Genomic DNA, 24,743 nt, shown 5'->3' with positions numbered 1-24,743 from the left:
AATGATGAACAGTTTATCTCAGGCTGCCAACGGATTGCTGATGCAGCTGGTTATGGATCTCAGAAGTGGCTATCTGCGCCGCTGCGAATCGCTGGGACTGAACCGCGAGGAAATGCAGATGCTGCAGGGGCTCTCGCTCGAAGAGCTTCACTACCTTTCCGGCAGTGAGGTGTCGATCATCAGTGTGGGCATCAATCACGGCAATCTGGTGCGCATGCTGCAGCAGGCCCGGACGGAACAGAAACGACTCCAGCGTATCGATCGGGCGCTGGCGCTGGGCGGCTCCATTGAACTGATGGCCAATTACTTCGGGCTCTCCAGTACGGACGTGGCGGCCCGCCGTCGTATTGCCGGTATCGATGTCCGGCCGGGGCGCGGTAACGCACTGGGTGATGAGGAAAACGCCGCCCTGTGGCGTCAGTGGCAAAAGTCCGGCGTTGAAGATGCGGAAAGTGCTGACGGGCTGGACGTAATGATGCTGGCTGCAGAACAGATGAACGTCTCGCTGACGTCCGTCTGGCATGCCGTCCGCGGCTGGCACAAAACCCGGCAGCCTTCTCCGGCACGAACGCCGGTAAGGAAGACGGCATGAAATACAGGATGGTTGCGCCGGGCCTGCGGGCTCCCCATGGTACGCCGCCGCAATGCTGTCAGAAGGCGTTACGTCAGGTTCGCCGTTTCCGGCAGGGGGCGCGTAATTACACCCGGCTCGATGAGAAAGGCTGCGGTTACTACAAAATCGATCTCGGCCCGTTCTGGCGTTTGCTGAGTCGCAACGAAGGCCGGACATGGCTTCTTCTCAGCCACGAACGCTATAACAGCGCCATACGGAAATAGCAGCATGACAGCCTGTTTACCCTGCACCCGTACGCGGGTGCATTACTAAGCATACTGACAGTTCAGAACGGCCGTGATGGCGGCCGAAAAGGAAAAATAATGAGTCTGCCTGCAGAAAGCCTGATTGCTTATACGCTGGATAAAATGAATGCCCGCCTTGCGGCCAGACCCCGGCGGGATGATGGCAGGATACGTAACGGCCTGCTGTTTACCGGAAATGTGCATGATTCCATTCCCCGCCGGCTGTTGCTCGACACGCGGTTGTCACCACTGGACAAGATGGGCTGGATGATGATCCGGCTGTATGCACAAAATAATGAGGGGGCAGTTTTCCCCAGCTATGACGAACTGCAACTGCAGCTTGCCTCACCCGGAAAGGGGAAAGCCTCAAGGGAAACGGTAAGCCGCGTCCTGCTTATGCTACGAATAACCGGCTGGCTCAGCCTCTGTAAACGCGTGCGGGATGATAAAGGGCGGGTGCGGGGGAATATCTATGCTCAGCACGATGAGCCCCTGACGTTCAGCGATGCGGAAACGCTCGACCCCCGCTTCCTTGATACGGTGGCGGATGCCTGCCTGAGTAAAAACCGGACTATCAGCCAGACCGCCCGCGAAGTGCTCGACGATATAAAAAACGACCCCACCATGCGCCATTATCGCAGCCATCTTGCGCTGATCGAATCGCGTCTGGACCGCCCACAGACGCCCAGCCAGATGGCGAAACATCATCACCGAATACCCCGTCCCGCACCGGGTTCGGAAACCGAACTCAGTCATAAACGGCCAGGAATCATCGCTAAAAAACAGGGTTCGGATACCGAACTCAGCCCAGAAAGATACAACAATTCACTGAGTTCGGAATCCGTACTGCCAGTAAAAACAGGCAGTTATGACCGGGTTCGGAAACCGAACCATTACGTACGTAGTATCACACACAGTGTGAATAAAAATACGTACGTACCGGGTAAACCTGTGCTTCCCGACAGTTTGCATGAACTTGTGCCGGCAGAAGATATTGCCATGCTGACCGCCCAGCTGCAGGCGCTGCCTGAAGAACAGGCACAACTTGTGCTGCTCAGCCTGCAAAAGGTGATGGCACGCCAGCAGCTCAGCAACCCGGTTGGCTGGTTGCTGGCCGTAATGAAAAAGGCCCGTGAGGGCAGGTTATACGCGCCCCGTCAGGCTGATGATTCGCCTGAGAGTGCCGTGCAAAAAAATGCTCAGCGTCCTGAACAACAGCTGTGGAAGCCAGAACCACGTTCTTCTGTCCATCCTGTATCGGAAGAGAACATACGAAATTTGGTTAGAGATATTCGTAGAAAGCTAAACGATAGATAGCTACTTCTAGAACCGGAGGTTAAAAAACAACCACCGCTGCGAGTGGCAGCAGTGGTTAAAAAGCAATCGGTGCTGCGAGTGGTAGCAGTGGTTAAAAAGTAATCGGTGCTGCGAGTGGCAGCAGTGGTTAAAAAGCAAACAGTGCTGCGAGTGGCAGCGGCGGATAAAAAATGTACAGCACTGTATGGGTCTGGTTTGAGTAAAACATGAAAGGATTTTATCTTTTGATTTTTAAGCAGTTTGAGGTGTCATTCTATATAACTGACTACTTCAACGCCCTGAGCCAGCCCGCTATGAAGCCATATAAGTGAATTTCCGAGATTAGGGATCTGGTTTCTAGTTGTCCCCAAGCTCCTGCCTGAAGAGTATCACTGACTCAGGTCGAACCTGACCGGGATCTTACAGGAGATGATTTCATGACCACTGAAAATGAAACGCGAAGCGATAAACCGGGCGGACTCACATCCTCCCTGAAAATCGAGATCCACTCAAACTATGCTATCCGTCTCTGGGAAGGCCGCCCGCAGGCTCAGGCGAAGGAGGGTGTAAAGAAAGTTAAGCATGCCATCATGAGTATGCCCCAGGCTATTAAGCGCTCAGGAATTATTTATCAGGATTCCCTGGCAGATAACCCATGGGCAGATGAGGCGATGTTCAGGGTTGAAACGCTTTTGAATGAAGCTGGAGAACATATCAAAAGCCGGGTAGAAGAACTTGAGGTCATATTGAAATCAGTTCCCCCTGCTGTTTCATTTTCTGACATTGCCTCCTCGTCTCCACTTAATATAGGCGTATACAGTCGTTCTCCGCTGGGTTACAGATGTGTATGGGTACTCGTCGGATATGACCAGATGGCCCTTAAAGCATTCCAGGCGGCTCATTACGGTCTCATATCCCGCAACCGTCGCGATGAACTACTGAGCCATTGCGCTCACTTAATCAGAAAAGTATATGGTGTGCTACGCCTTTATCGAACCGTCAAGGTTAACCGTGCTGACATAGCAATCCAGACTAAAGAAGCACAACAGGCAATAGAAAAACTGGGCATGCCCGATACTGACATTCTTACTGGTAAGAAACGCTCTTCCTTTTCTCCACCTCTGAGAAAAGCCGTTCAGGAGGAGAAATAATATGATTCGCCCTGTGTTCCTCCTCACCTCCTTCTTTTTACTGAGCGGATGCGCAACAACGGACTGGGCTGCGATTAATAAACAGGTCAGCGATACCGCTGCGAACCTGACAAAAACGTTAGGCGGCAACGACAGCGGAGAAAGTGGCGGGATGCCGCTGATGAGCCCGGCGGGGCAACAGGCCATGCAGTCCGTCGATAAAACGTTCTCCGTGCCGGTCGATGTGGATACCGCGGCGGCCCGCCTGAAGCGCCATTACAAATTTATCTCCACACAGGAGCTTGAGGCACTGCGGCAGGCCGCAAATGACGGGGACTGGAAAGCGGCGGCAGAAGATGATGCGCATCCCGTCTGGGACGCCATGCCGGGCAGCTACTACAAAATGGGCTCCGACTGGAACGGACGTGATCACCTGGATATCGAAATCGAGAAAAACGGGTCCGGCAGCAGGCTCTATGTTGTCTATCGCTCATCATCATCACAGCGTCTGGCCGGGTCCGGCGTCACGAAGCTGATGAATGATGTCCGCGCTGTTGCGGCGGGTGAAAAACGCTGATGCGGGAGGCAACACATGCAACTCTTTCTGTGTGAAAAACCCTCCCAGGCAAAGGATATTGCCCGCGTGCTGGGTATCAGCAAGCGTGAGCAGGGATTTATCAGCGGCGGTAACATCGTTGTGACCTGGGCGGTCGGCCATTTACTCGAAACTGCCAGCCCTGAAGCCTATGGCGAGCAGTATGGCAGGCCATGGCGTGCCGATGTTCTGCCTGTGCTGCCTGAGGCCTGGAAAATGGTCGTTAAAGAGCAGACAAAATCGCAGTTCACCGTTATCAGTAAGCTGCTCAAAAAGGCGTCTGAAGTGGTCATCGCAACCGATGCCGACCGCGAGGGCGAGGTGATCGCTCGTGAGCTGATGGAATACTGCCGCTACAGTGGCGCGGTACGCCGGCTCTGGTTGTCAGCCCTGGATGAGGCCAGTGTGAAGGAAGCACTTAGCAGTATTCTTCCGGGGGAAAAAACAGCCCTGCTGTATGATGCCGGCAAGGGCAGGAGCCAGGCGGACTGGCTCATTGGCATGAACCTGACGCGTCTTTATACCCTTAAGGCCCGTGACTCAGGGGTGTCAGAAGTGCTGTCCGTCGGGCGGGTACAGACGCCGACGCTTGCTATGGTGGTTAACAGGGATAATGAAATCACATCCTTCGTGCCAAAGCCCTGGTGGCAGGTACATGCGCTTATTGAAAAAGAGGGCGTCCGGTTCCGGGCAGTCTGGGTGCCCGTTGAGCAGTACTGTGATGAGGAAAAGCGTTGCATCAATCCCCAGGCCGCCCGGGCGGTGGGGCAGTTGTGTCAGCAGCAGGGCAGGGCTGTGGTACTGGAGGTAACACAGAAGCGGGAAAAAACGGCGGCCCCCCTCTGTTTTGACCTGGGCACCCTTCAGCAGGTCTGCTCCCGAAAGTTCGGCATGGGCGCAAATGATGTGCTCGCCATTGCCCAATCCCTCTACGAAACCCACAAAGCGACCACCTACCCCCGGACAGATTGCGGTTTCCTTCCAACTTCGATGCAGCAGGAAATACCCGACGTTCTGGCGGCAGTGGCAAAATCCGATCCCGCTGTGGCCCCGGTACTGAATCAGCTGGACAGGAAGTTTGTCTCGCGTGTCTGGAATGACAAGAAAATCACCGCGCACCATGCCATCATTCCCACCCGACAGGCATTTGATTTGTCGCGCCTCAGCGCCGATGAGCTGAAGGTCTACCATCTGATTCGCCAGCATTATTTCGCCCAGTTCCTTCCGCTGCAGGAATCTGACGTGACGGAGGCGTCTTTCAATATCGGTGGTCAGCTGTTCCGTACACGCGGGAAAGTCGGTGTGGTGACGGGCTGGAAGTCATTGTTCCAGGCTGAAAAAGATGACGATGAAGAGGACGTCGACGGTGACAGTATGGCGCTGCCGGCGCTGGCAAAAGGGGATATTTGCGCTGTCACCGGTTCTGAGGTTAAAGATATGAAAACCAGTCCGCCTAAACCGTTCACGGAGGGGACGTTGATTGCTGCCATGAAGAACGCGGCCAGTTTCGTCAGTGACCCGAAGCTCAAGAAAGTGCTGCGTGATAACGCAGGTCTGGGCACAGAGGCGACGCGTGCGGCAGTACTCGAAACCCTCTTCAAACGACACTATCTGGAGAAAAAAGGGAAGCACATCCACTCAACGCAGATGGCCCGGGAGCTGATTGCGGCCCTGCCGGAAACGCTGACGAGCCCGGGCATGACCGCATTATGGGAGCAGGCACTGGATGATATTTCGCAGGGGAAAATGTCGCTTGCGGTCTTTATGCAAAAGCAGCTGCAGTGGACCCGTCACCTTGTCGAAAAAGGCCGCCAGGACAGTGTGAAAATCACCGCTCCCGTCACGCCCCCTTGTCCGTTATGCAAAGGGCCCACACGTAAACGCAAAGGTAAGAAAGGAGATTTTTGGGGTTGCGTGCGTTACCCAGACTGCAAAGGTATTATTAACACCAACGGGAAAAAGACCACAAAGCGCAAAAAAGCAGCATCAGGGACAAAAACAGAATCATCCGCACAGTGATGAGTTATTTCACTGTACAACCCCGGGCCGGGTTCTGCTAATGTGACTACGCTTCGATATGTACCCCTTTGCCGGAGGCAGCCAGCTTAACTTTAACGGGATTAATCTGGCAACCGGCACGACGGTCTGCCATCGCACATCTGGCAGGAACTGTAAGACGCATGCGCTCCGTGAAAATCGCGTCGGGAACGGATCCCCGGAGTAGTGAGATACATTAAGGTCTGGTACAGCCCCCACGGCGTTGCATATGCAGCGCCGTTTTCATTTCTGGTTTTATGGGTTGACACCAGGCTTGTTTGGTTTAAAAATCAACAGTGCTTACCGCTGTTTTTCACAGCCAGCTAAAGTTTCAGCAGTCTGAGAGAAACGCCTTAGGGTGACTGCCAGCTAACGTTTCACCGGTCTGAGAGAAACACCTTCGGGTGACCGGAAAATCCTCGCAGCCTGAGAGAGGATACCTTCGGGTGGTAAATCCGTTTAACCTCTGGAAACGGATATCACTGCACAGTGATTGAGGTCCTTTCAACATACCAGACTCTCAGGATTCAACCGATCCTGACCCCCGACGGGAAACCACTCCCGTCAGGGCAGATGGTTTCTCCGCCGTACCTTTTTTTACCTCCATGGAGAAAACATCATGTCTGCAAACAATACTTCTGCATCTGCAAAATCTGAGTACTTCAACCTGACTATCAAAGGCATCGGGTATCTCAGCAACATCCGCCAGGTTAACCATCAGAATGGCTCGTTCCTCAGCTGCGTAATAAATGCACTGAGTGGTCCGACTGATAATCCGGCCTACGTCCGTTTTGACATTTCTGTCGCAGGTAAAGAGGCAACCAGCCTTATCGCCCGCTGCCAGAAAGCCGTCGATGAAGACAAGAAAGTCCTGTTGGGCTTTAACCTGAGTAACCCGTCCACGGACATATTTACGCTGAACAAAGGCGACCATGCCGGCGAACAGCGCGTCAGTCTGAAAGCCCGCCTGATAAAGGTGGACTGGATCAAAATAGGCCAGGAAATGGTTTACAAGACTGAAAAATCTGACTCCGTGCCGCCGCAGAATGGCTCTGCCGCACAACAAAACTACGCAGAAAACTCATTCTGATGCGCACCTGACACACCCCGTTCGCGGGGTGTTTCTTTATTCCTTACAGGAGAAATGATTATGTCCTCACGCGGCGTTAACAAGGTTATCCTTGTCGGAAACCTCGGCCAGGATCCTGAAGTTCGTTATATTCCCAACGGCAGTGCAGTTGCCACCCTTTCTCTGGCCACGTCTGAGAGCTGGCGCGATAAGCAGTCCGGCGAACAGAAAGAAGTGACCGAATGGCACAGGGTGGTTATTTTCGGCAAGCTGGCAGAAATTGCGGGTGAATATCTGCGCAAAGGCTCCCAGGTTTACATCGAGGGTCAGCTGCGCACACGCAAATGGACCGATCAGGCCGGCCAGGAGAAATACACCACAGAGGTGGTGGTCAATATTGGTGGCACCATGCAGATGCTTGGCGGCCGCCAGTCCGGCAGCGGACAGAATACGTCTTCCCGGAATGACTGGGGGCAGCCTCAGCAACCTTCAGGACCGACTCACAGTGGCCAGGCCTCCGGCAGCAGTGCCGGTGCGCCACCGATGGACTTCGATGACGATATACCGTTCATTGGATTCGGGTATGACTGTTCCAGAGTGGCAATTCACGCCCTCTGAATTAATGGAGCTTTGACTGTTATGACTGTCTCTGACAAACTTCAGGAAGCAACTTTTTATGTTGCATCTTATGTTATCCCCGGAGCATATCTGTTCTGGCGGTTTCTTCACTTTTTGACTAACGGAGGCTTGTATGGGAGCACGTTACGATTCAGACGTTGTTGCCTGGGCCAGTGAACAGGCAGCTTTACTGCGTGCCGGAAAGCTCAGTCAGATTGATATTGAGAACATCGCCGAGGAGATTGAAGACGTGGGCAAAAGTGAAAAGCGTGAGCTGGCCAGCCGTATGGCTGTCTTACTGGCCCACCTTCTTAAATGGAAGTTTCAGCCAACCCATCGAGGTAAAAGCTGGGAGTTAACCATTAAAGGTCAGCGTGATTTGATTGTACGACGTCTGAACAAGACGCCGAGCCTGAAAAGCGCGTTTTCTGATCCTGAATGGCTTGCGGATGTGTGGTTTGACGCCCGCGCCGATGCTTCCAAAGAAACCGGCATAGGTCTGGATATCTTTCCTGAAGACAGCATCTGGACAACAGATACTATTCTCAGTAACGAGTTTTACCCGGACTGATTACTGTCTGTTTCACCGCAACGCCATCCTTTCGGGTGGCGTTTTTTTTCATCAACGGAAAATCAGTTGTTAATTGAGTGAAACCGGACCGATTCCGCACAGTGAGGGCTGTTTTATCACTGTACAGGAAAATTCCGGATGAAACGTAACACCTCTCACAACGTATTTTCACCAGGCAGGCTTGCCACTGTTCTTCCCCTGCTGCTCCTTGCGGGCTGTGTTTCCCAGCCGCAAAAGTTGCAACAGCGTGCGCCTGCCGACCCGACACCCGGCACCACCGTCACCCGCAACGTTCAGCCGGTCTCTCCGGACGAGTATGCGCGGACGCCGGAAGTGGTGCGCTACGATCGTTATCTGCTGGTCAGCACCGATCCGCAGGCGGCCCAGCGTGACCCTCTCTCCCAGATTATTGATATCCGTATCCCGTCATCCCTGCATCCTACCGTGGCGGATGCGCTGCGTTACGCCCTGCGCCAGTCCGGTTATTCCCTGTGCGCGACAGGCTCCGCCAACGGCGTGCTTTACCGCCAGGCATTGCCGGCGGTTCAGTACCAGCTGGGCCCGATGCGCCTGCGTACTGCCCTGCAGGTCCTGGCCGGTCCGGCCTGGCAGCTTGAGGTGGATGATGTACAGCGTGTGGTCTGCCACAGCCTGCGCGACGGCTACCAGCTGCCGGTCTCCCAGCTTCCGCCGCCGGTCAGCAGCTGGTCCACGCCTGCGCCGTCCGCCGTGTCACAACCGGCCATCAGCGCCCCTCAGTCAGTACCCGTTAAACCTGTCAGCGGAGGGTTTCTGAGAAAATGAGCGAACAGCAACCATTCCATACTGACCCCGCTCCGGCTCGTAAAAGATTCAGCTGGCGTCCCCGCTGCCGCCTCATCTGGGGCGCTGCCAGCGGTGTGGCGCTGGCCGGCATTCTGGCGCTGGGCTACACCGCCTTCAGTCTGGGCATATCGAACCTTGATGAACGCCTTGCACGCCTTGAATCTCAGGGCAGTACAGCGGCCACTGTTGAGACAGTCGCGGCCCTGCAGTCAGATGTGACCACGCTCAAAACCGGCCTGCAGGATACCCGGAAAAAACTTGGTGAGATGCAGCAGGAGCTGAGCGCTGCTGCGAAACAGGCCGGCAGCGACGACGCCGTGCGTCAGTCATTGCGAACCCTTCAGGACGCCCAGCAGGGGCTGGAAACCCGCCTGAGTGCGCTGACTGAGCAGCTGACAGCGCTGAAATCACAGCCGGCACCCGCACCCGCCGCACCTGTCGCCGCACCGGTCAAAAAAAACGCGCCTGCTGCAAAAAAGCCCCGTCCCGCTGACACACGTCGTGCTGCTCCGTCCCTTCGCGTGGCCCGCAATGCGCCTTTTGTGCTGACGGGCGTGGAGAAGCGGGGGGCAGAGTCCTGGGCTGCCATCGCGCCCCGGGGCTACAGCAGCCTGTCGCAGGTGGCCCTGGTCGGAGAGGGCGAAACCGTTGCCGGCTGGACGCTGGTCAGTGCCGGTTATGGTGAGGCGACGTTTCGGGTTAACGGCCGCCTGACCGTGCTCAGAGCAGAATAACGGAGCGAATGATGAAACTGAAACACACCTTTTTAGCCGCCATGCTGCTGAGTCCCCTGACCCTGGCCGCGACCACATCAGGACAGACGGATGTCAGCCGACAGGAATCAACACAACGGGCGGACTCCGCACAGCAAAACCTGCAGCAGCAGGCCGGTCAGTGGGGACTCAGTGCCGACGATTATCAGCGTTATCAGCAGCTGATGAAGGGACCCCGGGGTACCCAGTCGCCGGGTCTCGATCCGCTTTCCACCCTCGGTATCGAGGCGCAGACGCCGGCAGAGCGCCGTAAGTTTGCTGAAAAGTGGGTGAAGGAAGAGTTTGCCCGCACCCAGAAAGAGCTTGATTTCCAGCGTGAGGTGAACGCGGCCTGGCAGCGCCTGTATCCGGGCACACTGCCGGTCAATATGGGGAACGCCTCCGGCGTGGCGCACGACAGTGGCGGCCGGCTGGCACTGTTCGTCAGGTCAAAAGACTGCGCAACCTGCGACGCGAAACTGTCTGCCGTGCTGGCTGACAACCGGCCGGTGGACATCTATCTGGTCGACAGCCAGGGCAGTGATGATGCGCTTCGCAGCTGGGCGCGGGACCATCACATTCCCGTGGAAAAGGTCCGCAAGCGCCAGATCACGCTTAACCACGACGGCGGCCGGTGGATGCGCTTTGGTAACGGCCTGATGCCGGTTTTACTGCAGCAGGCGGGAGACGGTAAATGGGCAATCGCAGCATTCTGACCGGCGCGCTGGCGCTGGGCTTACTGATGGCGGCCGTCCCTGACGGCCATGCTGACCAGACGGTGCCGGAGGGTTACGTCCGCGTGGCCATGGCGCACGGCGTGCCCCCCGAAGCGCTTTACTCGGTATCACTGAGCGAGTCTTCGCGCAAACTTCCCCGCGGAATACGGCCATGGCCCTGGACCATCAATGTGGCAGGCAAAGGGTATCGCTATGAGACGCGCCTGCAGGCCTGGCAGGCGCTGCAGGTCTTTATGAAGCGTCACCCGCTTAAGCGCATCGATGTCGGTATTGCCCAGGTCAATCTGGGCTGGAACGGTCATCATTTTGCCTCGACGTGGGATGCGTTTGACCCTTACACCAACCTGAACGCCGCCGCCACCATTCTGCGTGAGTGCTGGGCGCGTAAGCCAGGCAGCTGGCTGGATGCGGCCGGCTGCTACCACCATCCCGCAGGTGGTCAGCCTGCTGCACGTTACCGCGCCATTGTGAGAGGGCATCTGGCAAAAATCAGCCCTGCACCCCGCATTTCTGCGCCGGCAGCTGAAGCGCCCCGCTCGGTTGCTGCGCTCACCCCCGATCCAGGCTTCGTCTGGACTGAACCCGGGAGATAACCCTGATGAAAACGCTGTCCTTACTGCTGTTTACCCTCCTTCCCCTGACCGGCCATGCTGAACTGAATGTGATTGCTGATCTGGGCGGTGAAGATGCTGCGCCGTATTTTGAGGCCGTTAATAAACAGCCCGGCATGCCCGGCGTCAGTGACGTACAGCCTTCACGCCAGCCGGACCACGGTGTTCCGCTGGCTGACGGGATGGCGGGTATGTTACCCGTTAACACACCTGAACTGAGCCCGGGGAATACAGCAGACCGGCCGCTGCAGTTGCCCGGCATTGGGGCGTTGTTTCTGATCGGGGATGATGCTCTGTCCCGTGAATGGCTGAAAGCCAATGCCGGCGCGCTGGCTGAACAGCATGCGGCCGGGATGATAGTCAACGTCACAGACATGGATACCGTGCGCGAGCTGCGCGAGCTGGCACCCGGTGTCAGCCTGGCCCCGGCTTCCGGCAGCGAACTGGCCCGTCGCCTGCAGATTGCGCATTATCCGGTACTCATCACCGATACCGGCCTGACGCAGCAGGTTAAGCCGTGATGAGCGCGCCAGATATCAACGGTCTGCTGATGGCGCACCCTTACGGGGCGGTCATACTGGTTGTCCTTTTCCTGGTGGTGATGGCCTTTCTGAACCTGCGTCGGCGGGAGAAAGCCAGCACCCGCCGTCACCGGCGATACCGGGCAACGGCGGGGCGGGTACTGGATAAACTGACCCGCCTGCCGGGAGACGGGCAGCGTCTGAGCTATCTGCGCAAAGTCAGTCCCTATGTCTTTGAAGAGCTGTTGCTCTCTGCCTTTGAACGCCAGGGGCTGACCGTGGTGCGCAATGCCTCCTACAGCGGTGACGGCGGCCTTGATGGTCAGGTCATCATTGACGGTGAGCACTGGCTTATCCAGGCCAAACGGTACAGTCGTGCTGTTTCCCCCGCACATGTTGAGGACTTCGACCGGCTTCTCCTGCAGTCCGGCCGCCGGGGGCTGTTTATCCACACGGGCCGTACCGGAAAAATGAGCCGCACCATTCGCACGGCGTCACCGCGTCTGCGCATCATCAGCGGGCAACGCCTGCTGGCCATTCTCGCCGGTCAGGACGTCCGGCAGTATCTCTGAGGAATCTTTTATGCACATCTTCCTGAACAGCCTGCGTTACGCGTTGTGGCTTGTGTTCTGTTTATTCCGTCATGCCGTTTTCGTGCCTGCCGCTTTCGGCGGTGTCTACCTGCTCGCCTGGCTTGTTTTCGGCCATCCGGTCAGTGACCTGAACGACCAGTTGCAGAAGGAGGCAACGGCATGGCGCACCGCGCCGCCCGGACATTACATGTGGGAGGAATGCCCGGCGCCTGATAATGCGGCTCCGCCTGATGCAAAGCCGGCAGCCTGTACCGTCACTGCCGTCTCCACAGAAACCGCGGCGAACAATTACCTGCTGTCATTGCGGGCTGTATGGATCATTTTTTTCATCCTGTCGAATGTTCTGTATGTGCTCTGGCGCTTACTGGCGGATGCCCTGCGTTACCACTCCCTTTCCTGCAGGGAAGCCGGTGCCGGGAGGGGAACGTATATCCGTATAGCCGACGGTAAAATTATAAAGGAGGCAGACGATGAGTAACCGTTACGTCATTGAGGCCCTGCTGCGTCCGGCCGTTGAGCTGAATACCGCCGTGGTATCGGGCATGGCGGCGTATGTCTGTGTGCAGGCACCCTGGGCTGTCGCTCTGGCTCCGTCTGTCAGCTATGTCACCGCAGCCGGGTTTGCGGCGCTGGCCGTCACCCGCACGCATCAGGGGATGAAGATTATTCGCTACCGCCGGAATCTCCGCCGCCTGCCGCGCTATGTCATGAGTACTAAACAGATCCCCGTCAGTCATCGTCGCCTGTTTCTAGGCCGGGGGTTCCGCTGGACGCAGAAACACACCCAGCGGCTGCAGGATACGTTGCGCCCTGAAGTGGCCCGTTACCTGCAGCCAAACCGCTTTTACCTGGGGGCGCGTCAGCTCGAAATGATGACAGAGCACCGTCTGCCCTGGCTGGGTAAGCTGCTGAGTGCCGATACGCCGCTGAACCCGGTGCGGCCATTACCACCGGTGGGCGGCAATCCGGCGCTGCACGGCATCGAGCCCGACGAAAAAGACGTCACCCTGGCTCTGGGGGAGCGCGTTGGCCATACGGTGGTGTACGGCACCACGCGCGTCGGGAAGACCCGGCTGGCAGAGCTGCTGGTCACCCAGGATATCCGGCGGGGTGAAGTCACCATCGTGTTTGATCCGAAAGGCGACGCAGACCTGATGAAACGCGTCTGGGCAGAGGCCCACCGGGCTGGACGCGGGGACAAGCTGTATATTTTTCATCTTGGCTGGCCTGAAATTTCAGCCCGTTATAATGCCGTCGGGCGTTTTGGTCGCGTGTCAGAGGTGGCGTCCCGCGTGGCCGGTCAGCTGTCGGGTGAGGGGAACAGCGCGGCATTTCGCGAATTTGCCTGGCGGTTCGTCAACATCATCGCCCGTGCGCTGGTCGCCCTGGGTGAGCGCCCTGACTACACGCTGATCATGCGCTACGTGAACAATATCGCCGATCTCTATATCCGCTATGCGGAAAAAATCATCCAGGCGCAGCTGCCGGCTCTGCAGACGCAGATTGAGAATAATCAGCAGGTGCTGGGAGAGGACGACGTGCCCCGTAACATGCAGGGTCAGCCGGATGCCTTACGTATCTGGGCCATTGAGGTTGCCCTGAGTTCAGAAGAGGGTAAAAAACTCTATGATCCCATCCTTGACGGGCTGCGGTCAGCGGTACGTTATGACCGTACTTACTTTGACAAAATCGTGGCGTCGCTGCTGCCGCTGCTGGAAAAACTGACCACCGGCAAGACCGCCGAGCTGCTGTTGCCGGATTATCAGGACATTGACGACACGCGGCCGATTTTTGACTGGGAACAGATCATCCGTAAAAAAGCCGTGGTGTATGTGGGGCTCGATGCGCTCAGTGACAGTGAAGTGGCGAGCGCGGTCGGTAACTCCATGTTCGCCGATCTGGTGAGTGTGGCCGGGCACATTTATAAACACGGTATCAATGCGGGCCTGCCGGGCGGGAAAGAAGGGAAGTCCCTGATTAACCTGCACTGCGATGAGTTTAACGAGCTGATGGGGTATGAGTTTATTCCTCTCATCAACAAAGGGGGCGGTGCCGGCATGCAGGTGACGGCCTATACCCAGACGTCTTCTGATATTGAGGCACGCATCGGGAATGCGGCCAAGACGGCCCAGGTACAGGGTAACTTTAACAACCTGATTATGCTGCGCGTCAGGGAGAACCGCACCGCCGAGTTGCTGACCACGCAGCTGCCGCAGGTGGAGATTTACACCAAAACGCTGGTCTCCGGGCACCAGGACACGGCGGATGTCAATGCAGACCAGGACTTCACCTCAAGCACCCAGGACCGCGTCGGGACGGTAAAAGTCCCACTACTGGAGCCGGCCGATATCGTGACGCTACCAAAAGGGCAGGCGTTTGCCCTGCTGGAAGGAGGGCAACTGTGGAAAATCCGCATGCCGCTGCCTGCCGGGGATGCTGATGATGTGCTGATGCCGGAAAGTATTGAGAAAATAGCGGAGGAGATGCGGCGCAGCTATCACAGCGGCGAATCCTGGTGGCGGGACGGCCCGGCCCTGAACGTGCCGGTCACAGGAGGGGCGAATGGCTGAGGTAAAACGTCCCCCACAGCAGCAGACGCTGCCGGAACGCAAGCACGGCATTCTGTATAATCTGCTCTGGGGCTGGCCATGGGCCCTGGTGGGCGTGGTGCTGTCCTCGCTGCTGCTGAGCCTGCTGATTGAATATATCGGCATCGCCTTCTTCTGGCCGGAAGCCGGGGCGGCGCACAGTGAAGCGGTCATGAACACCGAGCTGGGGTGGCTGTCCACAGAGTTCACCCGCAGCCTGCTGCTGTCTGAGCCATCGGTGACGGTTGTGCGCTGGGTTAGCACCGCGTATCAGTGGGCCTTTGTGGACAGTGGCTTCCTTGACTGGGTCCGGCAGCAGTATGCGCACCAGATGCACAGTGACAATGCAGTCACGCGGGAAATCAACAGCTGGAGCGGCTGGCTTGCCGGCTACCTGCGTGAATACCTGCTGGCCACGGTATGGATAAGCATTATCACACTGGTACGCGTCACCATCCTGGTGCTGTCCGTCCCGCTGTTTGTGCTGGTCGTGGTGGTGGCCCTGGTTGAGGGGCTGGGGCGGCGTGATCTGCGGCGTTACGGGGCGGGGTATGAAAGTTCTTTTGTCTATCACCATGCCAAGAAACTGGTCAAACCGGCAGCCGTGGTGCCCGCCATGCTGTACCTTTCCTGGCCCACTGCAGTCTACCCCAATCTGCTGTTGTTGCCGGCGGCTGTCCTGTTGGGTATCGCCGTGACCGTGACCACTGCCTCATTCAAGAAGTATCTTTAAATCAGGGCTGGACGGAGGCGTGCAAAACTTGTTTTGCGCGCCTGCCGTCAGCAGACAAGCCATGAAACCACTGTTACTGGCGCGTCAGTGTCAGTTATTAAATACCGTCAGTTCTGTCACTTTGAAGCTGTCTGGCTTGTTGGTTATGCTGTCGTAGGGTGCCTGTAGCTTCCATTGCTGACCCGGCTCCAGATTTTCAGCCATCGCTGCCGTATTTCCTATTACTGCCCCATTCTGAAGCAAGTTGAATTTGACAATTACAGTCTTCACAGGCCCACCTGACACGTTTGTTCCCGTGCCTTCAATTTGCTGCAAACCATTTGCTGCTGTGGCGAAATGCAGGTCTGAAAGTTGGACTTTGCCAGTACCGTCGGCCGCAAGAACAGGGCCGGTAATCAGTGCAGTGATTAACGTGGCCTTCAGAACAGTCTTCATCATTTTCATTTTCCCTCTGTTTACCGTTGAGTTTTCTTAATATCACAATGAACCTTTATTTACAGCTAAACCTGCCACCGGCACTGACCTGCAATTAATTTTGAAATTCCTGTTTAGGGTTTATCGCTGACCCGACGCTCCCTCTTCCGCATCCTGTCCGCACCCCTTAATCCTTCTGGAGGTGCGTATGAACTCAAATCGTCCGGCCATGCGGCGCAACCGTCGTGTCCCGGGCATCACTGGCCTGGTATTGCTGACCTTTCTGGCATCAGCTGCTGCACAGGCATCCGAGAAAGACGAGCTTGCGTCTGTTCAGCGTCAGCTGGACCAGGTTCAGGCGTCGCTTGAACGGGCCCGCGTGGCGGCTGCACAGGCCGACCCGGCTGACCGTGGCCGCTTTTTTTTTGATTACCGTCAGGCCACATCCGATCTCAACACCATCCGCAGCGGCATTGACCGCTATCTGGAGCCCTCCCGCGCGCAACCGCGTGACCCGTCTTATGTGGCCGGTAATTACCGGCGGGAGCGGCCCTGATGCCCATGACATCCGAACAAACGAACGCGTTTAAAGCCGGCTCCGGCAGTCTTGATGTGAACATCCTTCATCTGCTCTGCATCGGGGCACTGCTGGCATTTCTTTTTTTATGGGCCGCGTGGGCGCTGTCGGATGTCTGGACCGGCTGGAGTAACACCAAAGTGCGGGACGCGGCCCTGGGGCGTTTTGCCGTCCGCACCGTGCTGCTGTTGCTTGTGTGTATCTGGATGTTTGCCAGTTAACCCGATTATGAACGTTAAGTCAGGAGATGAATTCCATGCACCATTCTGAGTCTGTTGTTGCCCGCCTGCGCCGTCTCGCCAGTCGTACGCTGACCCGCGCCGGTACGCTTGCCCTCCTGGGCTGGCTCACCTGCAAACCGGCCTTTGCGGACTTGCCAAGCGTTGAAGCGCCTGAATCCGGAGGCGGAAGCGGGCTGTCCGGACAAATCAAGGGCTACCTGCAGGACGGCATTGTTATCGGGGGGCTGGTCGTGGCGGCCGTTGCCTTTATCAACGTTGCCATTGCCGCCCTGCACACCTTCACCGAAGTCCGCAATGAGAAAGCCACCTGGACCAAATTCGGGGCCATTGTGGTGGTGGGTGTGGTGCTGCTGGTTGCCGTTATCTGGCTGCTCGGCAAGTCTGCCGACATTCTGTTGTAGGAGCCTGCGACGATGCAGACCATTCGTTTTTTACCTGACCGTCTCAACAGTGAGCCCGTGGTATTTCGCGGGTTTACCACCCATGAGATGGGGCTGGCAGCCCTTGCCGGCGCGGGTGCGGGTCTGCTCCTGTCACTGCCGTTTATCCCGCTTGCCGGCTGGGTTGTCGTTCCCACCGGCCTGCTGGTCATGCCGCTGCTGCTCGTCTGGTTCGGCGGCCGCTGGATGGCCAGGCTCAAGCGCGGTAAGCCCGAGAACTGGCTCTGGCAGCGACTGGAGACGAAAAAACGCCGGCTGGGGATGGGCAATCCGAAACTGATTGTGGATGCCCGGGGCTGGTCAGTGAAACGTAACAGGAGAGCCTCATGAGCCGTTTTCGCCATGCGGTAAAAGACCGCGACCAGCATATTCAGACGCTGCGCATCGCCTGCGCCGTGCTTGCCTTTTTCCTTTTATTCACCTGTGCAGGCTGGATGCTGGCACCCAGCAAGCTGACCGTGCATAACCCGCCGGATTTACGTACCGGCAGCACGCGGCCCTGGTGGGAAGTGCCGCCCCCGACGGTCTACTCCTTTGCGTTCTACATTTTTCAGCAGCTCAATGCCTGGCCGAAAAACGGCGAGGTGGATTATTCCGCCAAAATCAATGCGCTGTCGCCGTATCTGACGCCGTCCTGTCAGGATTTCCTGAAAGCGGATGCAAAGAAACGCGGTGACGCCGGGGAGCTCACCGACCGCGTGCGCGTGGTGTATGAAGTGCCTGGTCGCGGTTACCAGTCACAGAGCGTGACCGTACAGGATCGCGATCACTGGATTGCCCGCCTGGACGTGGTGGCCGACGAATATTTCCATGCCGAGCCGGTCAAACGCGCCCTGGTACGTTACCCGCTTAAAGTGGTGCGCTGGGAAGGTGATGCGGAGCGCAACCCGTTCGGGCTGGCGCTGGACTGTTATGCCGGTGTGCCCCAGCGTCTGGAGGCGGCACCGCCTGCACCTAAACCGGAGAAGTCAGGAGTGTTTCAGTGATGAGTAAAAACCCCCACTACCGCGCCGGGCTGATGGCGCTGTCCTTCGCCCTGCTGCCCCTGGCAATGCTGGTATCACGTCCTGCCGGCGCAGATGAGCTGATGAAATGGGAGCGTATTCCGCTGCAGATCCCCCTGAAGGTGGGGCAGGAGCGGGTGGTCTTTGTGGACAAAAACGTCCGCGTCGGTTTTCCGCCGGCGCTTAACGGTAAACTCCGGGTGCAGAGCACCGGGGGAGCCGTCTACCTGAAAGCCGACAGCGCCTTTCCGCAGACGCGGGTGCAGCTGCAGGATGTGGAAAGCGGCGAGGTTCTGCTGTTTGATATCGCCGCCGGTGAAAAAGGGCCGACTGAGCCGGTGCGGCTGGTCTACAGCGGTGATGTCAGCACGCTGAGTCACGCCGGCGATGCGGCCGGTCAGCCAGGTGGTGCAGACCGGGCTGCTTCCGGATCAGGCTCATCTGCTCCCACCGGCAGCGATGATGGTACTCAGGCAAAGCGTAAAAAAATCCGCTACAGCGCCCCCATCCCGGTGCTGCTGACCCGATATGCCGCTCAGAGCCTTTATGCTCCGGCACGTACGGTCGAGGCGGTCCCGGGTATTCATCCGGTCAATCCTCATCTGCCCCGACGTGTCAGCACGCTGTATCCCTCTGAACCATTAACGGTCACGCCGCTGGCTGGCTGGGGTGTGGCAAACCGCAGCGTGGTGGCACTCAGGCTCACGAACACCGGCAGCCGTAAGGTCGTTCTGGATCCACGCTCGCTGCAGGGACAGTTTGTGTCCGCCACCTTCCAGCACCGCTGGGTCGGTCCGGCCGGCACGCCTGAAGACACCACCACGGTGTATGTGGTGACCGCCGGTCGTCCGGAGAGCGCATTCATTGCTGAGCCGTCTGCACTGCGTAAAGCGACCCGCACGGTAAAACAGGAGGCCCGCCATGCAGATTAAATCTAATGCCCTGGTGAAGTTTATCGTGCCGGCCGTGGTGATTGCCGGGCTGGCCGTGGGGCTCAAAAGCTGCAAAAACGAACCGGCAGAACAACCTCAGGCAAAACAAAGCGGCTCCCTGAAAAACCTCTCGCCGGATGAACTGAAGGCGCTGGGGGTGGAAGGCGACACGCCGGAGGACACCCTGCGCACGCTCATCGGCCGGCTGAACGATGTGCGTGACCGCCAGAAAACGCTGGATAAGCAGAACGCGGATTTGGTGAAAGAAAACGAACGGTTGCGCCGGCGCAATCAGGACGTTTCAGGACAGGTGAATGAGGCCGTTAATGGCCTGCGCGAGCAGTACGACAAGCGGCAGGCTCAGCTTCAGAACGAACAACTGAGCCTGACGGCGAAAATCCAGGAGCTGACTGACAAACTCAAAAAGCCTGACAGCGAGAAAAAAACGGCGGACAGCGATATCCCGCTGGGGCTGGGACTGGACGGCATGGGCAGCAGCACCGGGGGGAGCGCTTCTCAGGGCAGTGACGGCATGATGTGGGTCGCGCCGACGGACCAGAAAGAGACGGATCCGCGGGATGCGGCCAGCGGCAAAGCCTCACCTCAGTTCCCGACCTCTTTTCTGGGGGAAAATGAGCTGACCCGCCAGAAAGCCGCCTATGAGCAGAAAGTGAAGGGACGGACGAATGAAAAAGGGGCGGAAGAGAGCGCCGAGCCGGTTTACACGCTGCCGGAAAATTCCACGCTGGTCGGCAGCCGCGCCATGACGGCACTGCTTGGCCGGGTGCCCATCAACGGCACCGTGACCGATCCTTATCCGTTCAAGGTGCTTATCGGTAAGGATAACCTGACGGCGAACGGCATCGAGTTACCGGACGTCGAAGGGGCGATTGTTTCGGGGACGGCCAGCGGCGACTGGACGCTGTCCTGCGTGCGCGGGCAGGTTAACAGCGTCACCTTTGTTTTTTCCGACGGTACGGTGCGCACCCTCCCCAGACCCGACACCAGTAACAACGCCGGCGGGCAAAATAATAACGCTCAGGCTAAACAGGATACCGGCACCAGTGGCGGTATCGGTTGGATTTCGGATGAAAACGGGATCCCGTGCATTGGCGGCGAACGTAAGTCCAACGCCTCCACCTACCTGCCCACCATCTTTGGCCTGTCGGCTGCCGGTGCGGCGGGTGAAGCGATGAGCCAGGGGCAGTACACGACGCAGAACAACGTGAATGGCATTTCCGCCACCATGACCGGCGACGCCGGACAGGCGGCGCTGGGGAAAGCCATTTCCGGCGGCATGTCTGAAACCACCGACTGGATCAAACAGCGTTACGGGATGACGTTTGATGCCATTTATGTGCCGCCCGGTGCCCGTCTCGCCGTGCATATCACCCGTCAGCTGGCCATTGATTATGAAGATAAGGGCCGTAAGGTGCGCTACGACTTCACCCTGCCGGGTGGCGTCAGTGACAATGGCGGACTGGACTGAGTACACGGCCATGGCGGGACAGATAACGTTTTTCCCTCTTTCATCCGTGTGCTGGATGTTCAGCGACGGGGCAGGCTGGCATATTGACGTGATCCCTGCGTCTTCTGCGGTTCTGTTGCTGCGACCCGTCGCGCTGTTGCCTGCCGGCGCACCTTTACTGCGCTGGCGCAATGGCCAGCTTTTACTGGATATCGGCAGGTTCTCCCTGCCGCTCAGTGCCCGGGAGTGTGCCGTTTCGTGGCGCAGCCCGAAAATCCCGCGCCGGCTTTACTGCCCGCGTATGACATTACGGGAGCTGGGGCACCTGCTGAATGTCAGTGCGTTCGTTTTTATCTGCGGCGGTTACGATCCGGCCGCCTCACAAAGGAGATACCGGTAATGTACAGAACGGTTTTCATTCTGGCCCTGAGCTGTGTAATGCTCAGCGGCTGCTCAACCTCCAAAGAGGAAATGCTGCCGGCGGGCGATAACACCATGCTTGAACTGTGGAACGGGGCGGACGGTGGCGGCAGTACTTCCCGCCAGTCTGCGGCGGCCCGCGACACGCTGCGACGCCCGCTGACGGGCAGCGAAACGCAGGCGGACGCGCAGGCCGACCGCAGCTACAGCCGTACTCAGGAAAGCGAAATCACCCAGCAGTTTCCCCGGCTGCCCAACCCCGACATGGTGATGTACCTGTATCCCCATCTGGCAGACGGTAACACGCCGGTGCCGGGTTACAGCACTGTGTTCCCGTTCTACAGCCAGACGCAGTATGCCATGCCTGGCGAGCGCACGGAGGCCCTGTAATGCTTTCACTGTTTACGCGTAATAAATCCACCGACCGGCAGACGCCGGTTGATGACGGCCAGTCCGTTCAGGCAGATGAAACCCTGACCGCGGCCGTGAAGGGCCGGCAACCTCTGAAGCGCCCCGGGAAAATGACGCGCCAGGATGAGGAGAAGGTTTATCACGCCAATCCGTCCATCATTGACTTTTTGCCCTGGGCAGAATTTCTCGATGAAGAGCAGTGTCTCCTGCTTGATGACGGCGTGTCGGTGGGGGCCGTTTATGATGTGACACCGGTGGCGACCGAAGGGCGAACCGAAGAGCGCCTGGAGCAGATCCGGGACTCGGTTGAGGATGCACTTCAGGACAGCTTTGATGAACATGACGTGAATCCCTGGGTCGTGCAGTTCTTCTGCCAGGACGAGGACGACACTGACGCGTACCTGGACAGGCTGCGCGGGTATGTCAAACCACATGCACAGCGCACGGCGTTTACCGACGCCTGGCTGGGTGAAATGGAGCGCCATATCCGCAGTATCTCCCGGCCTGAGGGACTTTTTACTGACTCGCTGATTACCGGCCAGCCGTGGCGCGGGCAGCAGCGCCGCACCCGGATGGTTGTTTATCGCTGGCTTGGTAAAAGCCGGGATCCGATGCCGCCGGTGGCGATGCTCAATCAGGTGTGTGACCGGGTCGTTAATGCCCTGGGCGGGGCGGGGATCCGCTGCACCCGGCAGAACGGCCTGCAGGTGCATGGCTGGCTGCTGCGGCTGTTCAATCCGTCACCGGACTGGGTGGAGAAAACCACGCTCTATCGGCAGGCTGCTTACGCAGACCCGCGCGAGACACCTGAAGGCACCGTGCCGGTCAGCAATGATTTTGCCGAAACCCTGTGGTTCACGCCGCCGGTTTCAGACCCGGAAAACGGCGTGTGGTGGATTGACAACAAGCCGCACTGCGCGGTGGCGGTGGAAAAACTGCGTACACCGCCGGAGCCGGGCACCCTGACCGGCGAGAAAAGCCGGGGTGAAAAGAAAATTAATGCCCTGATGGATATGTTTCCGGAAGGGACCATGGTGTGCATGACCGTGGTGGTACAGCCCCAGGACCGGCTTGAAGAGCAGTTTAACCGGCTGTCGAAAAATGCGGTCGGTGAGAATACCGAGTCGGGCCGCGTCCGCCAGGATGTGAAGACGGTCAAAGAGTATCTGGGCAACCGGCACAAGCTGTACCGGGCGGGGATCACCTTCCTGCTGCGCGGCGACGACATGACCAGCCTGAAGCGCAAGCGGCTGGAGCTGTCCACCGTATTGCTAGGGGCCGGTCTGCAGCCGGTACGGCCGGAGTTTGAAGAAGGTCCGCTGAACAGCTGGCTGCGGGCGCTGCCGATGTGCTTTAACCCGGACAGCGACAAAAAACACTGGTATACCCGTCTGACATGGGTTCAGCACCTGGCAGGACTTTTGCCGGTAACCGGGCGGGAAACCGGCACGGGGCATCCCGGCTTCAGCTTTTTCAACCGCGGCGGGGATACCCTTACATTCGATCCGCTCAACAAGCTCGACCGCACCCAGAACGCGCATCTGCTGTTGTTCGGCCCGACCGGGGCGGGCAAGTCGGCCACGCTGTGTGCCGCGCTCTCCCAGCTGATGGCCGTCCATCGTCCGCGGCTGTTTATTGCGGAGGCCGGCAACTCGTTCGGCCTGCTGGCCGACTTCTTTGACAGCCTCGGGCTGACGGTGAATAAAATCAGCGTCAAACCCGGAAGCGGCGTCAGTCTGCCGCCGTTTGCTGATGCTCACAAACTGGTGGAAGAAGGCCTGGCCGCCCAGGCCGTGGATGAGAGCGACCTGCCTGATATCGACACGGACGACGATGGCGAGGATGACAAGCGTGACGTTCTCGGTGAAATGGAAATCTCCGCGCGCATGATGATCACCGGCGGCGACCCGAAAGAAGAGGCTGACCTTAAGCGTGCCGACAGGGCGATGATACGTGAGGCGCTGCTGATGGCGGCACATGCCACGTATAAGGAAGGGCGGCAGATGCTGCCGTCTGACCTGCAGAAGGCGCTGTACGACATTGCCTCTGACAACGATGAGGGCGTCATCAATGTCCGCAATGCTCAGCGCAAGGCGAAAGCGGCGGAAATGGCGGAATCCCTGGGCATGTTCACTCAGGCCGGGAGCTTTGAAGCGGAGCTGTTCAACCGCGAAGGGGAGCTGTGGCCGGAAGCGGACGTGACGCTGGTCGACCTGGGGCATCTGGCGCGTGAGGGTTACGAGGCGCAGATGGCCCTGACCATGGTCTCGATGACCAACATGATCAACAACATCGCGGAGCGTGACCAGTTCCTGGGCCGGGATATTGTCTTCACGGTGGATGAGGCGCATATCGTGACGGTCAACCCGCTGCTGTCGCCCTACATGACGAAGGTGGTCAAGATGTGGCGTAAGCTCGGTGCCTGGCTGTGGCTGGCCACCCAGAACCTTAAAGACTACCCGGATATTGCCGAAAAAATGCTGAACATGGCGGAATGGTGGATTTGTCTGACCATGCCCCCGGAGGAGGTCAAAGATATCAGCCGTTTCCGCGCGCTCACGCCGGAGCAGGAATCGGTGCTGCTTTCCGCCAGTAAACTGTCGGGGTGTTATACGGAAGGCGTGGTGCTGGCGAAACGGATCGAAGCGCTGTTTCGTGCCGTGCCGCCCAGTCTCTTCCTGGCACTGGGCATGACGGAAAAAGAAGAGAAAGCCGAACGCCGGGCGCTGATGAATGAATTTCACTGCAGCGAACTCGAGGCGGCAAAACGCGTCGCGCAGAATCTGGACCGTCTGCGCGGTCTGACGGATAAACAACAGGAGCCTGCCACGGTATGATGACACTGAAGTACCCTGAACCCGCCATTCATGAGCACAGTGGCGGTGCGCTTTTCACCCTGTCGCCTCAGGGGGAGCCCGGCGTGCTCCCGGCGACACATCAGCATCTGGTGAGGCTGCGGGCGATGCTCAGGCAGCGCCTGACCGGGCCGGTCAAAATGACGTGTCACCCGCACCGGGTGGGACTCAGCAGCAGCGTGGCCATCTATCTTGAGGGAAAGCTGAAGCAGGCGGTGAATATTCTTATCACCGTGACGGGACAGACGAGCTGGCCGCAGGAAGAGGAGTATGCGCATCCGCGCTGGTATATCACGGTGCCGGATTCGGCTGACCTGGTGTATCTGATGCTGTGGATTAACGGGCTTGACGTATAACTACAGACTTGCCTTCACCAGGGGCATGATTACAAAAAGAAAATAACAATATTGCATACCGGCCCTCAGGGCCGGTTTTTTGCTAAGTAA

30 protein-coding genes are annotated in these 24,743 nt (G+C 57.9%); 29 read left to right on the top strand and 1 reads right to left on the bottom strand.

Going from position 1 to position 24,743, the window contains the following annotated elements; all coding sequences use genetic code 11:
- Position 1 precedes the first annotated feature (1 nt).
- From NBA72_RS13990 to NBA72_RS13905, 18 genes are all read left to right on the top strand, one after another.
- A complete protein-coding gene (locus NBA72_RS13990; RefSeq protein WP_006777722.1) occupies positions 2-592 on the top strand; it encodes a DUF2857 domain-containing protein in 591 nt (196 codons plus the stop codon).
- On the top strand, positions 589-837 hold the full coding sequence (locus NBA72_RS13985; RefSeq protein WP_004115572.1) for a ParE family toxin-like protein: 249 nt from the start codon (positions 589-591) through the stop codon (positions 835-837). The genes NBA72_RS13990 and NBA72_RS13985 overlap by 4 nt, the downstream gene beginning before the upstream one ends.
- A 99-nt stretch (positions 838-936) precedes the next feature.
- Positions 937-2,175, top strand: coding sequence for an STY4528 family pathogenicity island replication protein (locus NBA72_RS13980; RefSeq protein ID WP_006777723.1), 1,239 nt, complete (start codon positions 937-939; stop codon positions 2,173-2,175).
- Positions 2,176-2,591: 416 nt separating this feature from the next.
- Positions 2,592-3,305 (top strand): PFL_4669 family integrating conjugative element protein, encoded by a 714-nt coding sequence (locus NBA72_RS13975; protein WP_010615557.1) that lies wholly within the window; start codon positions 2,592-2,594, stop codon positions 3,303-3,305.
- A gap of 1 nt (position 3,306) precedes the next feature.
- The gene (locus NBA72_RS13970; protein WP_006777724.1) at positions 3,307-3,861 is read left to right on the top strand and encodes a hypothetical protein; all 555 of its coding nucleotides are present in this window, start codon (positions 3,307-3,309) and stop codon (positions 3,859-3,861) included.
- 15 nt (positions 3,862-3,876) lie between these two features.
- On the top strand, positions 3,877-5,898 hold the full coding sequence (locus NBA72_RS13965; protein ID WP_006777725.1) for a DNA topoisomerase III: 2,022 nt from the start codon (positions 3,877-3,879) through the stop codon (positions 5,896-5,898).
- A gap of 637 nt (positions 5,899-6,535) precedes the next feature.
- The gene (locus NBA72_RS13960) at positions 6,536-7,006 is read left to right on the top strand and encodes an STY4534 family ICE replication protein (protein ID WP_006785950.1); all 471 of its coding nucleotides are present in this window, start codon (positions 6,536-6,538) and stop codon (positions 7,004-7,006) included.
- A 60-nt stretch (positions 7,007-7,066) separates the two neighbouring features.
- Positions 7,067-7,603: a single-stranded DNA-binding protein gene (locus NBA72_RS13955; RefSeq protein WP_006785953.1), complete on the top strand. Its 537-nt coding sequence runs from the start codon at positions 7,067-7,069 to the stop codon at positions 7,601-7,603.
- A gap of 133 nt (positions 7,604-7,736) precedes the next feature.
- Positions 7,737-8,174 carry a DUF29 domain-containing protein gene (locus NBA72_RS13950; RefSeq protein ID WP_006785955.1) on the top strand — a complete coding sequence of 146 codons (438 nt, stop codon included), beginning with the start codon at positions 7,737-7,739 and terminating at the stop codon, positions 8,172-8,174.
- Positions 8,175-8,312: 138 nt separating this feature from the next.
- Positions 8,313-8,978, top strand: a complete 666-nt coding sequence (locus NBA72_RS13945; RefSeq protein ID WP_006785957.1) for a PilL N-terminal domain-containing protein — start codon at positions 8,313-8,315, stop codon at positions 8,976-8,978.
- Entirely contained in the window at positions 8,975-9,733 is a 759-nt protein-coding gene (locus NBA72_RS13940) for a hypothetical protein (RefSeq protein WP_020899224.1), read from the top strand. Before NBA72_RS13945 ends, NBA72_RS13940 begins: the two co-directional genes overlap by 4 nt.
- A gap of 11 nt (positions 9,734-9,744) precedes the next feature.
- Positions 9,745-10,467: a TIGR03759 family integrating conjugative element protein gene (locus NBA72_RS13935; protein ID WP_006785960.1), complete on the top strand. Its 723-nt coding sequence runs from the start codon at positions 9,745-9,747 to the stop codon at positions 10,465-10,467.
- Complete coding sequence (locus tag NBA72_RS13930) at positions 10,446-11,081, top strand: transglycosylase SLT domain-containing protein (protein ID WP_006785961.1); 636 nt, start codon at positions 10,446-10,448, stop codon at positions 11,079-11,081. The genes NBA72_RS13935 and NBA72_RS13930 overlap by 22 nt, the downstream gene beginning before the upstream one ends.
- Positions 11,082-11,086: 5 nt before the next feature.
- A complete protein-coding gene (locus tag NBA72_RS13925) occupies positions 11,087-11,620 on the top strand; it encodes an integrating conjugative element protein (RefSeq protein ID WP_006785962.1) in 534 nt (177 codons plus the stop codon).
- Complete coding sequence (locus tag NBA72_RS13920; protein WP_006785963.1) at positions 11,620-12,192, top strand: restriction endonuclease; 573 nt, start codon at positions 11,620-11,622, stop codon at positions 12,190-12,192. Before NBA72_RS13925 ends, NBA72_RS13920 begins: the two co-directional genes overlap by 1 nt.
- Positions 12,193-12,202: 10 nt before the next feature.
- On the top strand, positions 12,203-12,691 hold the full coding sequence (locus NBA72_RS13915; protein ID WP_006785964.1) for a hypothetical protein: 489 nt from the start codon (positions 12,203-12,205) through the stop codon (positions 12,689-12,691).
- On the top strand, positions 12,684-14,783 hold the full coding sequence (gene traD, locus NBA72_RS13910; protein ID WP_439004999.1) for a type IV conjugative transfer system coupling protein TraD: 2,100 nt from the start codon (positions 12,684-12,686) through the stop codon (positions 14,781-14,783). Before NBA72_RS13915 ends, traD begins: the two co-directional genes overlap by 8 nt.
- Positions 14,776-15,534, top strand: a complete 759-nt coding sequence (locus NBA72_RS13905; protein WP_006785966.1) for a TIGR03747 family integrating conjugative element membrane protein — start codon at positions 14,776-14,778, stop codon at positions 15,532-15,534. Before traD ends, NBA72_RS13905 begins: the two co-directional genes overlap by 8 nt.
- Positions 15,535-15,624: 90 nt before the next feature.
- Here NBA72_RS13905 and NBA72_RS13900 read toward each other — a convergent pair whose 3' ends face one another.
- Positions 15,625-15,972 carry an FxLYD domain-containing protein gene (locus NBA72_RS13900; protein ID WP_016808262.1) on the bottom strand — a complete coding sequence of 116 codons (348 nt, stop codon included), beginning with the start codon at positions 15,970-15,972 and terminating at the stop codon, positions 15,625-15,627.
- Positions 15,973-16,156: 184 nt separating this feature from the next.
- Here NBA72_RS13900 and NBA72_RS13895 point away from each other — a divergent pair, with 184 nt between their 5' ends.
- Genes NBA72_RS13895 through NBA72_RS13845 form a run of 11 tightly spaced genes read left to right on the top strand, consistent with a single transcriptional unit; the run spans position 16,157 to position 24,653 of the window.
- Entirely contained in the window at positions 16,157-16,504 is a 348-nt protein-coding gene (locus NBA72_RS13895) for an RAQPRD family integrative conjugative element protein (protein WP_006785967.1), read from the top strand.
- Positions 16,504-16,746: a TIGR03758 family integrating conjugative element protein gene (locus NBA72_RS13890; protein ID WP_003029734.1), complete on the top strand. Its 243-nt coding sequence runs from the start codon at positions 16,504-16,506 to the stop codon at positions 16,744-16,746. Before NBA72_RS13895 ends, NBA72_RS13890 begins: the two co-directional genes overlap by 1 nt.
- A 35-nt stretch (positions 16,747-16,781) precedes the next feature.
- Entirely contained in the window at positions 16,782-17,168 is a 387-nt protein-coding gene (locus tag NBA72_RS13885; RefSeq protein ID WP_006785968.1) for a TIGR03745 family integrating conjugative element membrane protein, read from the top strand.
- A 12-nt stretch (positions 17,169-17,180) separates the two neighbouring features.
- On the top strand, positions 17,181-17,537 hold the full coding sequence (locus NBA72_RS13880; protein ID WP_004115534.1) for a TIGR03750 family conjugal transfer protein: 357 nt from the start codon (positions 17,181-17,183) through the stop codon (positions 17,535-17,537).
- Entirely contained in the window at positions 17,534-18,193 is a 660-nt protein-coding gene (locus tag NBA72_RS13875) for a PFL_4703 family integrating conjugative element protein (RefSeq protein WP_004115533.1), read from the top strand. Before NBA72_RS13880 ends, NBA72_RS13875 begins: the two co-directional genes overlap by 4 nt.
- Positions 18,193-19,143 carry a TIGR03749 family integrating conjugative element protein gene (locus NBA72_RS13870; RefSeq protein WP_006785972.1) on the top strand — a complete coding sequence of 317 codons (951 nt, stop codon included), beginning with the start codon at positions 18,193-18,195 and terminating at the stop codon, positions 19,141-19,143. The genes NBA72_RS13875 and NBA72_RS13870 overlap by 1 nt, the downstream gene beginning before the upstream one ends.
- Positions 19,133-20,632, top strand: a complete 1,500-nt coding sequence (locus NBA72_RS13865) for a TIGR03752 family integrating conjugative element protein (RefSeq protein WP_006785974.1) — start codon at positions 19,133-19,135, stop codon at positions 20,630-20,632. The genes NBA72_RS13870 and NBA72_RS13865 overlap by 11 nt, the downstream gene beginning before the upstream one ends.
- Positions 20,616-21,011 (top strand): hypothetical protein, encoded by a 396-nt coding sequence (locus tag NBA72_RS13860; RefSeq protein ID WP_020899223.1) that lies wholly within the window; start codon positions 20,616-20,618, stop codon positions 21,009-21,011. Before NBA72_RS13865 ends, NBA72_RS13860 begins: the two co-directional genes overlap by 17 nt.
- Positions 21,011-21,421: a TIGR03751 family conjugal transfer lipoprotein gene (locus tag NBA72_RS13855; RefSeq protein ID WP_006785978.1), complete on the top strand. Its 411-nt coding sequence runs from the start codon at positions 21,011-21,013 to the stop codon at positions 21,419-21,421. The genes NBA72_RS13860 and NBA72_RS13855 overlap by 1 nt, the downstream gene beginning before the upstream one ends.
- Positions 21,421-24,279 carry a conjugative transfer ATPase gene (locus tag NBA72_RS13850; protein WP_023202704.1) on the top strand — a complete coding sequence of 953 codons (2,859 nt, stop codon included), beginning with the start codon at positions 21,421-21,423 and terminating at the stop codon, positions 24,277-24,279. The genes NBA72_RS13855 and NBA72_RS13850 overlap by 1 nt, the downstream gene beginning before the upstream one ends.
- A complete protein-coding gene (locus tag NBA72_RS13845) occupies positions 24,276-24,653 on the top strand; it encodes a hypothetical protein (protein WP_004115528.1) in 378 nt (125 codons plus the stop codon). The genes NBA72_RS13850 and NBA72_RS13845 overlap by 4 nt, the downstream gene beginning before the upstream one ends.
- Positions 24,654-24,743: the final 90 nt, after the last annotated feature.

The organism is Salmonella sp. NW1250 (assembly GCF_051812965.1).
In the GTDB taxonomy this organism is placed as follows: domain Bacteria; phylum Pseudomonadota; class Gammaproteobacteria; order Enterobacterales; family Enterobacteriaceae; genus Salmonella; species Salmonella enterica.
This window is presented reverse-complemented; position numbering and strand designations above follow the sequence as displayed.

What these genes read in the sequence shown, in the direction of transcription:
- NBA72_RS13875 (WP_004115533.1), top strand. Translation starts at nt 17,534, where the DNA reads ATGAGCCGTTTTCGCCATGCGGTAAAAGACCGCGACCAGCATATTCAG.
- traD (WP_439004999.1), top strand. Translation starts at nt 12,684, where the DNA reads ATGAGTAACCGTTACGTCATTGAGGCCCTGCTGCGTCCGGCCGTTGAG.
- NBA72_RS13940 (WP_020899224.1), top strand. Translation starts at nt 8,975, where the DNA reads ATGAGCGAACAGCAACCATTCCATACTGACCCCGCTCCGGCTCGTAAA.
- NBA72_RS13905 (WP_006785966.1), top strand. Translation starts at nt 14,776, where the DNA reads ATGGCTGAGGTAAAACGTCCCCCACAGCAGCAGACGCTGCCGGAACGC.
- NBA72_RS13880 (WP_004115534.1), top strand. Translation starts at nt 17,181, where the DNA reads ATGCAGACCATTCGTTTTTTACCTGACCGTCTCAACAGTGAGCCCGTG.
- NBA72_RS13920 (WP_006785963.1), top strand. Translation starts at nt 11,620, where the DNA reads ATGAGCGCGCCAGATATCAACGGTCTGCTGATGGCGCACCCTTACGGG.
- NBA72_RS13990 (WP_006777722.1), top strand. Translation starts at nt 2, where the DNA reads ATGATGAACAGTTTATCTCAGGCTGCCAACGGATTGCTGATGCAGCTG.
- NBA72_RS13860 (WP_020899223.1), top strand. Translation starts at nt 20,616, where the DNA reads ATGGCGGACTGGACTGAGTACACGGCCATGGCGGGACAGATAACGTTT.
- NBA72_RS13985 (WP_004115572.1), top strand. Translation starts at nt 589, where the DNA reads ATGAAATACAGGATGGTTGCGCCGGGCCTGCGGGCTCCCCATGGTACG.
- NBA72_RS13855 (WP_006785978.1), top strand. Translation starts at nt 21,011, where the DNA reads ATGTACAGAACGGTTTTCATTCTGGCCCTGAGCTGTGTAATGCTCAGC.
- NBA72_RS13960 (WP_006785950.1), top strand. Translation starts at nt 6,536, where the DNA reads ATGTCTGCAAACAATACTTCTGCATCTGCAAAATCTGAGTACTTCAAC.
- NBA72_RS13870 (WP_006785972.1), top strand. Translation starts at nt 18,193, where the DNA reads ATGAGTAAAAACCCCCACTACCGCGCCGGGCTGATGGCGCTGTCCTTC.
- NBA72_RS13890 (WP_003029734.1), top strand. Translation starts at nt 16,504, where the DNA reads ATGCCCATGACATCCGAACAAACGAACGCGTTTAAAGCCGGCTCCGGC.
- NBA72_RS13945 (WP_006785957.1), top strand. Translation starts at nt 8,313, where the DNA reads ATGAAACGTAACACCTCTCACAACGTATTTTCACCAGGCAGGCTTGCC.
- NBA72_RS13955 (WP_006785953.1), top strand. Translation starts at nt 7,067, where the DNA reads ATGTCCTCACGCGGCGTTAACAAGGTTATCCTTGTCGGAAACCTCGGC.
- NBA72_RS13935 (WP_006785960.1), top strand. Translation starts at nt 9,745, where the DNA reads ATGAAACTGAAACACACCTTTTTAGCCGCCATGCTGCTGAGTCCCCTG.
- NBA72_RS13950 (WP_006785955.1), top strand. Translation starts at nt 7,737, where the DNA reads ATGGGAGCACGTTACGATTCAGACGTTGTTGCCTGGGCCAGTGAACAG.
- NBA72_RS13845 (WP_004115528.1), top strand. Translation starts at nt 24,276, where the DNA reads ATGATGACACTGAAGTACCCTGAACCCGCCATTCATGAGCACAGTGGC.
- NBA72_RS13970 (WP_006777724.1), top strand. Translation starts at nt 3,307, where the DNA reads ATGATTCGCCCTGTGTTCCTCCTCACCTCCTTCTTTTTACTGAGCGGA.
- NBA72_RS13865 (WP_006785974.1), top strand. Translation starts at nt 19,133, where the DNA reads ATGCAGATTAAATCTAATGCCCTGGTGAAGTTTATCGTGCCGGCCGTG.
- NBA72_RS13850 (WP_023202704.1), top strand. Translation starts at nt 21,421, where the DNA reads ATGCTTTCACTGTTTACGCGTAATAAATCCACCGACCGGCAGACGCCG.
- NBA72_RS13895 (WP_006785967.1), top strand. Translation starts at nt 16,157, where the DNA reads ATGAACTCAAATCGTCCGGCCATGCGGCGCAACCGTCGTGTCCCGGGC.
- NBA72_RS13885 (WP_006785968.1), top strand. Translation starts at nt 16,782, where the DNA reads ATGCACCATTCTGAGTCTGTTGTTGCCCGCCTGCGCCGTCTCGCCAGT.
- NBA72_RS13900 (WP_016808262.1), bottom strand. Translation starts at nt 15,972, where the DNA reads ATGATGAAGACTGTTCTGAAGGCCACGTTAATCACTGCACTGATTACC.
- NBA72_RS13925 (WP_006785962.1), top strand. Translation starts at nt 11,087, where the DNA reads ATGAAAACGCTGTCCTTACTGCTGTTTACCCTCCTTCCCCTGACCGGC.
- NBA72_RS13930 (WP_006785961.1), top strand. Translation starts at nt 10,446, where the DNA reads ATGGGCAATCGCAGCATTCTGACCGGCGCGCTGGCGCTGGGCTTACTG.
- NBA72_RS13915 (WP_006785964.1), top strand. Translation starts at nt 12,203, where the DNA reads ATGCACATCTTCCTGAACAGCCTGCGTTACGCGTTGTGGCTTGTGTTC.
- NBA72_RS13965 (WP_006777725.1), top strand. Translation starts at nt 3,877, where the DNA reads ATGCAACTCTTTCTGTGTGAAAAACCCTCCCAGGCAAAGGATATTGCC.
- NBA72_RS13975 (WP_010615557.1), top strand. Translation starts at nt 2,592, where the DNA reads ATGACCACTGAAAATGAAACGCGAAGCGATAAACCGGGCGGACTCACA.
- NBA72_RS13980 (WP_006777723.1), top strand. Translation starts at nt 937, where the DNA reads ATGAGTCTGCCTGCAGAAAGCCTGATTGCTTATACGCTGGATAAAATG.